At 39.8% G+C, this 10,874-nt stretch carries 14 protein-coding genes; 12 read left to right on the top strand and 2 right to left on the bottom strand.

The annotated features are described in order from the left end of the window. On the bottom strand, positions 1-251 hold a 251-nt coding region (locus R7035_RS24585), incomplete at its 3' end, for a transposase (protein ID WP_206937396.1). 564 nt (positions 252-815) lie between these two features. Between R7035_RS24585 and R7035_RS24580 the strand changes: the two genes are divergently transcribed. The 12 genes from R7035_RS24580 to R7035_RS26230 all read left to right on the top strand — a co-directional run bounded on the left by R7035_RS24580 (position 816) and on the right by R7035_RS26230 (position 9,881). Beyond that, positions 816-1,121 carry a hypothetical protein gene (locus R7035_RS24580; protein WP_169567642.1) on the top strand — a complete coding sequence of 102 codons (306 nt, stop codon included), beginning with the start codon at positions 816-818 and terminating at the stop codon, positions 1,119-1,121. 100 nt (positions 1,122-1,221) lie between these two features. Next, positions 1,222-1,824 (top strand): hypothetical protein, encoded by a 603-nt coding sequence (locus R7035_RS24575; RefSeq protein ID WP_140050539.1) that lies wholly within the window; start codon positions 1,222-1,224, stop codon positions 1,822-1,824. 127 nt (positions 1,825-1,951) lie between these two features. After that, the gene (locus R7035_RS24570) at positions 1,952-2,335 is read left to right on the top strand and encodes a hypothetical protein (protein WP_025767063.1); all 384 of its coding nucleotides are present in this window, start codon (positions 1,952-1,954) and stop codon (positions 2,333-2,335) included. A 10-nt stretch (positions 2,336-2,345) separates the two neighbouring features. After that, positions 2,346-2,588 (top strand): hypothetical protein, encoded by a 243-nt coding sequence (locus R7035_RS24565; RefSeq protein ID WP_025767062.1) that lies wholly within the window; start codon positions 2,346-2,348, stop codon positions 2,586-2,588. Between the two features lie 327 nt (positions 2,589-2,915). Further along, the gene (locus R7035_RS24560; RefSeq protein WP_140050538.1) at positions 2,916-3,089 is read left to right on the top strand and encodes an HNH endonuclease; all 174 of its coding nucleotides are present in this window, start codon (positions 2,916-2,918) and stop codon (positions 3,087-3,089) included. A 202-nt stretch (positions 3,090-3,291) separates the two neighbouring features. Then, positions 3,292-3,498 carry a hypothetical protein gene (locus R7035_RS24555; RefSeq protein WP_025767061.1) on the top strand — a complete coding sequence of 69 codons (207 nt, stop codon included), beginning with the start codon at positions 3,292-3,294 and terminating at the stop codon, positions 3,496-3,498. A gap of 352 nt (positions 3,499-3,850) precedes the next feature. Next, complete coding sequence (locus R7035_RS24550) at positions 3,851-4,090, top strand: hypothetical protein (RefSeq protein WP_025767060.1); 240 nt, start codon at positions 3,851-3,853, stop codon at positions 4,088-4,090. 245 nt (positions 4,091-4,335) lie between these two features. Next, positions 4,336-5,025, top strand: a complete 690-nt coding sequence (locus tag R7035_RS24545; RefSeq protein WP_025634880.1) for an HNH endonuclease — start codon at positions 4,336-4,338, stop codon at positions 5,023-5,025. A gap of 7 nt (positions 5,026-5,032) precedes the next feature. Beyond that, complete coding sequence (locus tag R7035_RS24540; protein WP_025634881.1) at positions 5,033-6,220, top strand: hypothetical protein; 1,188 nt, start codon at positions 5,033-5,035, stop codon at positions 6,218-6,220. 3 nt (positions 6,221-6,223) lie between these two features. After that, positions 6,224-6,490, top strand: coding sequence for a hypothetical protein (locus R7035_RS24535; protein WP_025634882.1), 267 nt, complete (start codon positions 6,224-6,226; stop codon positions 6,488-6,490). Next, entirely contained in the window at positions 6,490-9,513 is a 3,024-nt protein-coding gene (locus R7035_RS24530) for a hypothetical protein (RefSeq protein WP_203347281.1), read from the top strand. Before R7035_RS24535 ends, R7035_RS24530 begins: the two co-directional genes overlap by 1 nt. Continuing rightward, positions 9,510-9,881: an RDD family protein gene (locus tag R7035_RS26230; RefSeq protein ID WP_025767057.1), complete on the top strand. Its 372-nt coding sequence runs from the start codon at positions 9,510-9,512 to the stop codon at positions 9,879-9,881. Before R7035_RS24530 ends, R7035_RS26230 begins: the two co-directional genes overlap by 4 nt. Here the strand turns inward: R7035_RS26230 and R7035_RS24525 are convergent. Continuing rightward, positions 9,878-10,874: hypothetical protein (locus R7035_RS24525; protein ID WP_225462421.1), on the bottom strand; the 997-nt coding region annotated here is incomplete at its 5' end. The two genes, R7035_RS26230 and R7035_RS24525, sit on opposite strands and share 4 nt — an antisense overlap.

The raw sequence follows: 10,874 nt of genomic DNA, 5'->3' as shown, positions 1-10,874 counted from the left end.
CGTTCAAATACGCCAGCATCCCGCCACTCCTGAAATCGGCGATGAGCAGAGCTTGACGAGCATATACCGGTGGCATTTAGCGCATTCCACTGGCAACCCGTCCTGAGTACGAAGAAAATGGCGTTCATTGCAGCGCGATTATCAACCCGCTTGCGGTGCGTACCCAGCGGGTGTTGAGTTCTATGTTCCGGGATGAGAGGAGCCATTTTCTCCCAGAGTTCATCACTGATTTGCCACTTATTACCTGCCATACGTTGCCCTCATAAATTATCATTATGTATTATCTGACAATTCCTTTTGGGATAGGTTCTTAGATAATAATAAGTATTGCCTAGACAAAGAAGCATTAAAAGATGGTTTTCATTGGTTGGTTCCAGACAGGGAAATAGATCCGATTAACTGGTTTAACTCAACAACATGGCAGTATGTGAACGCTGAACTTTTAAAAATAGGAGACTAAAACAGGAGTAAGACTGAAACTAGAGATGACCTTGAATTAGATAAACTATCAAACACCTCTAACCCATTCGCTTTTGAATTAACTGAAAAATCTAAGGAAAACATGCGTTCTTTGGTGAAGCATGTAGATGGTTGAACTTGGAACGAGCGTCTTGATTCCATCAACAAAAAAGATGGTAATTAATATGATGTATCGTGGCTAGACATCAACAATGATCTTTATGGTGCGGGAAAGTGGTTTTATGAGCAAGCTAAAGAAGAAGCAACGCCTTCTCATAGGCGAGATTTACATGCGCTTGTCAACTATGAATACACAGGCGATTTTTTGTCGCTGAAGTAATGGGAAAATCGAAAATATGAAAATACAGTTAGTAGCTACGATCTTAGCTGCTCTTTCCTTGCAAGCTCAAGCAACGACTCAAGAAGAAATGGTAATCGAATTAGGTCATTCTATTGCGCTAAGTTTACTTGATGCAAAGTTGGAATTGGCTTGTGACTCCAACATTAACAACCTAGGTGAAATTACTCTCAAAGTTAATCAGGAGTGCGTTTCAACAATCAACAAACTTCGGTCAACGTTAGAGACAGAGCCGACAGCAGTAGACTTGGTTAAACAGGTTGATTCTTTTATGGATTCAAATTCTATCCCACTCACTAAGTAACTTGAGAGTATTGGAAAAATCGAACTTGTGCAAAAGGCATTTAACAGGTTGATTTGAGTGCCTTTGATAGAAGTAGTAATAACAACTTGGAGTGCAAACTTTGTCAAAGAATGAAATGCAATATGCAGTATGGCAGATGCCCCATACCGAAAAAGATTTAGCTGTTTTGGTAGATGCTGCTGAGTTACCTATTCTAGATCGTGGAGAGGAGGGTGTGCTAAACCCTGACACACCATTAAATGATGATCATTTAAAACTAAAGTTGGTTTACGGTGTGCTCATGTCCAATAACCTTCGAGGTTTACAAAACTATGAAGGGATGAATCACTTAGTTGATGTCCATCAGGATAAATGGTTAGTTCATCTAAAGCCAAACGATGATGAGGATAAACCATTAGAAGCAATCTATCTTGGATTTGAAGATATGATGGTTTTGCATTGCAGGGGATTAAGACAAGGTGATTTTGCTTTCGCTGCTCTTATGGGTCTACCTGATAGCTTGGAACTTCATTCAGATAAGCTGTGGGGTGTAACATCGTTCCTTCGTTTACATGATTTAGACATGGCTACAAACCTAATTAATCGAGAAATCATCATTTCGCTAGTCGAAGAAGAAGTTGTCGAGGCAGAACTAACTAAAGAAAATTGGAAATCATTTGTTAACGAGGGACTGGCAAAGTCTTTAGCTAAAAAAGTAGGTTAATTAGGATAGGGAACATATTAGCTCATAAAAACCTTAGATTTACCTTTTAGAACCGTAAAAATGCTTCAAAAATAAGAACGCAGACCTTAAAGAAAAAGTTAAGACAACGACCAAGGACTAACAAGAAATGAAAATAGTATTAGCTAAAGAAATTAGTGATAGCCTGAGTGAATATACAAATGCCGATAGCTCCATCTGCGTACAACAAGTTACCTTATGGTTTGATGTGATTGCTACAGAGTTGGAGCTAACTGAGGTATCTAAAGAGAAACTAAACTATATCACTACTCCTTCAATTATAATCAAGTTGAGCCAATCTAATCAGCGCATACATGACCTATTATTGGGGGTTGCTGGGTATCCAAATTTAGATAAAGAAGAAGCAGAATTTCAAGTTAAGTGTAGGCTATCAGTCCTGAAATCCGCATGGATGCACAGAGCATACGGTTTGACGTTGCAAGATGCTTTCACTGATGGAGAACTATTCTTTAACGCTCTCATCAAGATGTAGGTAACACCTTATGTTAGACAATATATTAGCTAGATATTGGCAACCTAAAGGAACCTCTTTACATAAGCACCATTTACAAGCAATTGTCATCGGTTTTGTATTAAGTCTAGTGTTACTTTTCGTTGGCGTTATTAATCGTGAAATGGCTTTTTCAGTGATGATCTTGATTGTCGTACTCCAGTTCTTAGGGATGTGGTTGGCTAGAAAGAGATTTGGTAATAGAAATCCCAATAAAGTTGGATATAAAGAGTAGTTCCTGCTGGATAGAGATAGTTACGAGCCATTGCAGATCTGGTCATATAACCAAGCCGATAAAGCCAAAAAAGAAGTCCCCAAATTGGTTAGGAAGCTACTTGCTCGCACTCAGATACATCGTGCTTGGTTACAAAGCGCAACTGGCTCATTTCAGTTGCCAGTTTTAGAGCGAATTTAACGTTGGAAGATAGTATTGGAATTAGTAACTTAGATTAGAAACCAACTCACCTATGACCCTGATAGTGGCATCATCCAGTGGAAAAAGTTGGGCAGAGGCCGCCGAGCTAATCTAGTTGCGGGATGCGTCAAGCGGAAGAAAGGCAACGTGTGGCGCAGAATTGTCATTGACGGTAAAGAGTACACATCTGGTCAAATCGCTTGGTCAATAATGACTGGTCATTTTCCTGATTTCATCATCGATCATAAAGATGGTGATTCTCTAAATGATAAATGGAGCAATTTACGTAGGGGGACAACTGCGTTGCTCAGAGAAATTTAGCTAGAAGTCGCCGCAACAAAACTGGTGTGACTGGAGTGAAACAGATCAATGGCTACTTTGTCGCCTACATCGGAGTGGGTAATAAGCAAAAGTACCTTAGTAGCACAAGTGACTTTTTTGAGGCTGTTTGCTTAAGAAAGCGAGCAGAGAAACAGTACAAATACAGCCCTAGACATGGGCTGTAATCAACATTGGAAAAAACATGCCAGAACCAAAACCTAACCACCGGAAGTTCGCGGACTTTATTACTAACGTTTCAGCCCTTGCTAGTGCCTATTTCTTAGTCCGATTTGTCCTAGATTTTTCTCTAGAAACTCTAATCGAGAATGAAAATTTAATGTGGTTCTTCATTTTCGCTTTTATTACTGCAGTGTATGGTTTTATCTACGGAAAAAACGGCAAAAAATGAGATTGTAAACAACTAGATTGTGTAAAAGGTATTGAATTACACCTACATGCTTATGACAACTGTCAAAATAGGCGATTCAAATGGATTAATGCCATCAGAACAACTTGATAACAAAGAGGGAGCCATGTTCAACATAAGAACTAGACACTCGTATGGCCACTAGAAGAACTGGGGGTGGTGCTTAAAGGTCAGTAAACCCGACTAAAACTGGTGATGCTGTTGGAGAGCTAAGTGATCTCTTAGATGTTGCCCTATACAACCGCCCATGTACAAGCAGAAGCGTAAGATAGATAAGCTAGTTAAGACGCTGCTGAAACCTAAAAAGAAACATTAACTGGATAAGGAAAACTGTATGACAAGTGTATATAAACTGATATGCGAGCGAGCCTATTTTGTTGGGTATGAGCAGCTTTTCTTGCCAAGAAGTTTTAGGCGGCTGGTTGCTAGAAGTGAGTTGCACAGAGCTTGGTTAGCAGGTAATCAAGGTAATATCGGTGCGACCGATGGCGTTTTGTATCGGAAATGGTTTACTAACCGCAAGCATCATACAAATGCCACTATTAAACAGCTATGGCGTAGCATAAATCGATAACCCGAAACATCAGTATTTATAAGCAACAGAAAAAGAAAGAAGCCACATCTTTACTCATAATCGCTCGCCATCCTCTACTGTTCACCTGCCCACGTTATAAAGATATCAATCGGAAAAGTACTCAGTTCGATCTTGGTATAAGCGCTTACTTAACGCCTCTCCAAATTATTCCTTGTTAATCATCCCAATTATTATGATAATTGGGGTATTGTAAAATATCCACAAATGACATATATAGGTGAGTAATGTTCATAGGTGTTAGTAGAAGCCATCAATGGCGTTTATCAGAACCACCAGAACCATCTGATGATAAAGACTTTCAACTAAAAAGGGTGGAGTTTTTATCAGATGTTGACTATCGATGTACTGATTGCCATTTTCGTTCAGAAAAGTATCAACATGTTCATCACAAGGATGGGAATCACAAACATAACGAAATCATTAACTTTGAGTGTAAATGCCCTCTATGTCATATGTGTGAACATCTGGGTTTTGTTGCAGATAATAAACTTGCCACTTTAGTTTTTTGTCCCTCTTTGACCCAGGAGGAGCTCAATGCTTACGTTCGAATATCTTGGGTTGCAAATTACTTAGCAAAAATCCAAGGTCCAGAAAAATGCGGTACTACGCTTCTGCGTATTGCACGCGATACAGGGCTCTGGATCGAGCTCCTTTCTGCTACGGCGCAGCAAGTAAGTCAAGTGTACAAAATAACCAACATTAGGGCACTAGCTGAAGACTTTCGTGCTATGGATGACAAAGAGTATTCCGAACGTCAGTTAAAGTACCCTCATTTAAGGTTGCTGTTTACTCCAGATCCCTTTTCTCGAGAGATAGAGGAGTGGAGTAGGAACCAAGACTTCTTTTCAGATTTCTATGACCCAAACAATTGGCCAGAAATAGTGAACAACCATATCTCTAGTTTAGAAGGATAGGATATTAATGAACACATATGGCGTAGCGATATTCAACGATGAAAAAAAACCTAGGAGTGGATTCTCTTGTGTCGATGGCAAGGTGAAGGAGTTTAGTTCCTATTCTGATTTGGAGATGTCTACAATTTGGGTAACTAACATTCAACACTCTATATTTCAAAAAGAAGCCCTCTACAAAGTACCTAACCTACGTTCGTCGCAATATTTAAGGTTGTCTTTACAACAGATAATGAGGGAGTTGAATGTTAAAAAAGATATTGAAGGTATTCAACATTTAGCAAAGCTAGTTCAGTCAATTGCTGCAGATCTACAGGGTAAATTCGAACTTAATCCGGACTACCTTCGATATCGCCTTGGTGGTGAAATCCCACAATACCTGGAATCACAAGGGTTCCTACCTTCTGAACTACTAAATATAAGTGAACTCGCAGACGCTTCAGCTAAAGCGGCATTAAATGATGCGTATCAGTCATTCCAAGGTACTGTAAAGTCTGCAAACGGAAAGATCTATCATTATACCTTACCAAGGGTTGCGCATTTCGAATACTTAATGAATCAAAACTTTCCTTTGGATAACAATTGGGAAGAATTTACGTTTAGTAGCGATGGGCCAATTGTTGCTGGATATAAAAACAAAGTACTACTCCCTGATACAGAAAAAGTCATAATAGGTTTAAAGAACCTCCATAAAAATACTGCTGCAATTCTAAATATCAAAGTAAAGTCTATCGACCCAAAGCGAGCTCAAAGTTTTACCTTTGGAATCGAAGGTGTGAAATCTACAACGAGAATATGGGCTGCTCTTCCAGAGGTTATTGATATTTTACGTTACTGTGAGGTTGAAATTTTGGGAGGCCTGAAAACTAATGCTGGTAAGTTGGATGTAAGGCCTGAAATAGACCTATCAAAAAATAGATATAGTTACTCTAAAGGTGTGGTCAGTGAAAATATTTGGTGTGCCTTAGCCGATAAAGTCCACTTAGGAAGTCAAAAACAAGCTACTGGCCTGGGAGTGTACCTCAGAGCATATGACAGGATTATTTGCTCCAAACTTGCGGAAGCGTTTATGAAAGCAGGTTTCGTCGGCGGTGGGTTTGGTGTCGGTGCGGCAAGGGTTTGGTTAAGTAGCCAAGATGTAAAAAAAGCCAATATTATTGCAGAAAAATTTGGCGCAATGCCAGATATCGGAGTGTAGAAAATGGAAATTGAACCGCTAGAAATTTTCTCAGATGGTCAAATGCCCGAGACATACAAAAAGCTTCAAGATTTGAATGTGTTCGGAAAGCTTAACTCACAGTTTCATAACTCGTTTGGGGTACAGGATGTCATTAAACTAGATCAAATTGAACAGCTAGATGATGCGGATAAGAAAGCTCAAATGAGTGAATTAATCACAGCCCTATCTACAAGAAGAGTGGATACTCAACCAGTTATTGCGAAGAAAGTAAAGAGGTTAACTATCTAATGGGAGCTCTTTCATTTTTAGCGAATCTAATCGCCTATAAACCCTATGAGATTTGTCAATTAGAAACAACATCAAGCATTGACCCTCACTCACTGCTAACTCACGATGGTTCAATGGTTACCCTACTAAAGTTGAACGGGGCTTACAGGTTCTACTCAAATAAGCAGGAGCTTGCCATACTTGACTTTATGGCAAGTAGAGCTCGACAAAATTTTACAGACAGTGGAAACAGAATAGATTTTGTTATCGATATTGATTCAAGTCGTTCTGAGAGCTTTGTGAACAAGTGTCTTAATACAGTGGACTCTGTATCAAAAACGATGGGCTACCAAAATGAGAAGTTAAACAAGACTGAAAAGAGCCTCATTTCTCAGCTAATTAAGCCAGAGATGACCTATATTGTATTGACTACGACACCCCAAACTCTTGATAGACCAAACATCAAAGAGGGTAATGAAAATAGAAAAAAATTGGCAGATGAATATGGTCACAGTTTAAGCAGTAGCTCTAAGACCCAGAATCACTGGGTAGAAACGATGCAGATTTACGACCAGCATCGTTCTTTTGTTACAGAAATGACTAATATTTTTTCTGAGTACGTTCTATTCGAAAAACTAGAGTCTCATCGTGCATTAAAGGAAATCAGAGATCTTCTATACCGAGACTTTGAAAACCAGGACCGTTGGAAACCATCCACACGACAAGAATCATCTCCTAAAATAATGAGCAATCATACCTACAAGGTTGATACTGATGAGATTGGGCATAGCTCCATACATTCGCAGATAGTAGAACAGCCTTTTGAGGATGCTAAAAGACCTGACTTTAAGTTTTTCAATGGTCACTGCTATACCACGCTTGAGCGTTACTTAGTCGGGGATGAGCCTATGTTAATGAGGAGTTTTATAAACCGAGTTAACAGAGATGTTCCTATGCGTATATCGTACACTCTGGTTTCTGGCTCCCAAAGTATACAAACCTCTAAAATGACTAAATCGAGTCTCACCACATTCGTTGCTAAAACTAACCCAATATCAAGTGAAATTCTGAAAGCCTGTAATAAGACAACAAAGTTCATTCAAGAAGGAGGGTGTGCAGTAGAGTGTTATATGTCGGTGACTGTTTGGGGTGATAACGAAACGGAAACTAATACACGTTTCAAAGCCGTACAAAGTGCACTTAGAGGTTGGGGAGGGGAAAGGCAACGTATGTGCTCATTTCCTATAGAGGGCCTTTTATCCTCTTTACCTGGCTATAGCTCAAGGCCTGTTGGGAGAGCGAGTAATGACAGTATTGAAACAGCCTTCTCGTCCGCTCCAATCATACGTCCTGCCTCGCCGTGGGACTCCGGCGTATTGCTCTATATCACACCTGATGGCAAGCCATGGCCTATTGACTTTGATTCAACACAGTCACATCACTTGAATTTAGTTAGTGGATCTATGGGTTCTGGTAAGTCAGTTCAAGCTGGTGTATTAACCAGGGCAATGCATTTCTTAGCTGGAACGACATCGTTGCCTCTTATTGCGGGGGTCGACTATGGTGAGTCAATATTATTCACTGCCGAAACTGTTAGGGCAAACCTGAAGAAAGAGGATAGAGCTAAAGTAGGGGCAATCAGTCTTGCCAATGAAAAGACAAGCGCTTACAACATGCTTGAGCCACAATATGGTTACAATAAATTGGCTAAGCCGGAGAACAACACTGCGACTGCTTTTGTTACTAAGATAGTCAATGGTGGCTCGAAACAGCCAATCCACGTACAACTTGATAACTGTGTTTCAGCAATAATTGACAGTATGGTAGCAAAGGCTATTTCACAGCCTAGGAAAATTGACCCTTCGCAACCCGGCGTCGATAAAATACAGAAAGAGCTTGCTCACCATCTTGTACAAAAACATTTAAAGAGCGAGTCGTCGTACAGCTACCTAAACGCCCGTAATGCCCTATACAAAGCATCGAATGAAGAAGGTATATCTAACGCTCAACGACAATATTTCCTAAGATTGTCAAAAATAGCTCATAGGTATATTTGGCCGCTGATCTCTGACTTACCCAAAGAGGTAAAGTCGGCTGAACAGCAAAGCGCTATGGGTTCTTTCAAAGTTGGAGGAGAAAAACTACTGGACCTAATTGGTGCTTCAGTGCAGCTGATGACAGATCGATATAGCGCAATTTTAGGCTCATATCCGATGGTAGATTACTCTGACCTTTCAATGCTGTTTGTAAACGCTAAACCAGTTGTAGATTCCGCCCCAGCAGCGATGAAAAATGCATGGTTTATTCTTGCAAAAGGTCTAGCTCAAAGGCATTTCTGGGTACATGAAGATGATGTAAAAAATGATGCAGATCCTGTGTTTTATAAGCGTGCACTTCGAATTGCTCGAGCGAAAAAGCCTTTACCCAAGTATTACTTCCAAGACGAATACGAACAGGCTCAATGTCCTGAGTTAGATGAAAACTTTGATAAAGAAGTAAAAACAGCGCGTAAGTATCGTGAGATCATCACTTTATTGACACAGATGTACGAAGCTTTCCCTCCATCTATTCGCGACTTGGCTACTAATACCTTCATTTGCAACATCCCAGGTGTAGGTACAGAACGGGTGATTAAGGAACAGTTTAAGCTAACAGATGATGAGTTTGAATCTATAGAATCGTATGTCGGTAAAGCTGGAATTTTAAATGGCATGGGGCGCGGAATCTTGTACATAGGTAAGCTGAAGAAAATACAAGCGCCAATTATTCAACCTATCGTATCGGTGTTACCTCCTGGCTTAGTATGGTCATTAGCAAGTGATGCCGAAGATGTTCATGTCAGAAGAAAAGTAAAAGAGGCATTAGGTGACTCAGTACCTTATGATGAATTGAATATTGCATTAGGACAGGTTTTGTCGTTCCCAGATATGAAAGCACTCATCAAGAAGAAGGGTGAAGTCGATGATATGACTGACAAAGATGTTTACATTGATTGTATCAATAGGGTTAAAGAACATATTTTATTAAACGGAGTTGGTACGTGATAAAGAGATTTTTGGCATTTGTAACCGACTATTGTTTGATTAGCTTATTATTCGGTATTTTAGAGTTTTACGTCTTTGAACTAAATGCGTTGACTATCCAAAGCATAGGTTATTTCTATGTGTTCTTTTTCTTTACGATGATGGGCCAATACATACTTTTGAAGAGGACGTTAGGGGAAAAAATATTCAAACTTCAGGTGCAAGGAAAAGAAGGTGAGAACGTTGAGGTTTCTACTTATGTGTATCGTTTGTTCGGTACTCTAATTTGCTTAACGGTGCCGATTTTGTTCTTGATAGTTGTTTTCCCTAAACGTCGATCTCTGTCTGACCGGATGAGCTCGAGTAACGTCAAAACTCGTATAGTTTAAAGAATCTTTTCTGTGGCAATATCTATTGGCTCATCAGGGGATATTGTCATTGAGTGGTTAACACGCCATAGAGAAATGGGTGAGCGACTAAATCTATCTAAGTTATAAATCGAATCGTCAATTTGAACCATACTCCGGTAAATCACTTTTCCATGATTATTCTTCAGTTGCAAGATAAAGCTCGGCGTGGAGTAGTCCGAAGTGTTTCTTTGCATCTGAGTGGTTAGTATTTTCTGAATACTGTAACGTTTTGAGCCATTATCGATTTTAGATATTAGTGCGGTAAAAACCTTGCGTTCAAATGATGAAGTAATAGGTACCTGATTTGTCAATGAAACGATTGGTTGGATGTAAACGGTGTGTAGCTTAATTCTTTCTGAGTGCATTTGGCATAAGGTTGCTAAGACGAAATAAGGTCCTTCCACTTCTTTAAGTGCCGATTTGGCTAAAGGGCTCACCAAACGGGTAAACGACAGACACGTGTCATCAATTACTAAAGAATGTTCTTTTAACTCAATAGTATTGGTGATGAACATGCAAAATGCTTGTGGGCGTCCAGGGCCTTTCCACCCAGCCCCGGTTTTACGATAGAGTTTTGAAAAAGCGTATCTCAAACCTGTTGGTCCGATAAATATGTATTTATCAAGAGTACTACTTCCAAAGAGGATTTTATTGGCAGACCTCTTAAGTTTGAATAAGTGCTGTTCAGCCGACATAGATTTTCCGGAGAAATGCCAATTTGATAGTGTGTCGGTTAATAAATGATAATACAGCCTTTCTAACTTACTCTCTCCATGCCGTACACTGGGCGTTCGTGTTGAAGTTGACTTTGGATTAGTTGAATCAGTTCCAGTAGAAGGGAGCGCTCTGTGATAAATAAAGGTATTAAAATCTGATTCTTCGGACTCAGGCGAAATACTGAGGGATCCCCTCATAATTTCCCCAAAGCACAACCATGTTTGAATAGATTTTGAGCAAGCAGGGTTGCAGCCG

Source organism: Vibrio sp. 1731 (genome assembly GCF_033339955.1).
Classification (GTDB): Bacteria; Pseudomonadota; Gammaproteobacteria; order Enterobacterales; family Vibrionaceae; genus Vibrio; species Vibrio alginolyticus.
Note: the sequence above shows the minus strand (reverse complement) of the source record. Positions and strands in the feature narration are given on the sequence as shown.

Bases quoted from the DNA above. Each gene is read 5' to 3' on its own strand.
- R7035_RS24565 (WP_025767062.1), top strand. From the start codon at position 2,346: ATGTTAGACAATATATTAGCTAGATATTGGCAACCTAAAGGAACCTCT.
- R7035_RS24530 (WP_203347281.1), top strand. From the start codon at position 6,490: ATGGGAGCTCTTTCATTTTTAGCGAATCTAATCGCCTATAAACCCTAT.
- R7035_RS24550 (WP_025767060.1), top strand. From the start codon at position 3,851: ATGACAAGTGTATATAAACTGATATGCGAGCGAGCCTATTTTGTTGGG.
- R7035_RS24540 (WP_025634881.1), top strand. From the start codon at position 5,033: ATGAACACATATGGCGTAGCGATATTCAACGATGAAAAAAAACCTAGG.
- R7035_RS24535 (WP_025634882.1), top strand. From the start codon at position 6,224: ATGGAAATTGAACCGCTAGAAATTTTCTCAGATGGTCAAATGCCCGAG.
- R7035_RS24555 (WP_025767061.1), top strand. From the start codon at position 3,292: ATGCCAGAACCAAAACCTAACCACCGGAAGTTCGCGGACTTTATTACT.
- R7035_RS24580 (WP_169567642.1), top strand. From the start codon at position 816: ATGAAAATACAGTTAGTAGCTACGATCTTAGCTGCTCTTTCCTTGCAA.
- R7035_RS24545 (WP_025634880.1), top strand. From the start codon at position 4,336: ATGTTCATAGGTGTTAGTAGAAGCCATCAATGGCGTTTATCAGAACCA.
- R7035_RS24570 (WP_025767063.1), top strand. From the start codon at position 1,952: ATGAAAATAGTATTAGCTAAAGAAATTAGTGATAGCCTGAGTGAATAT.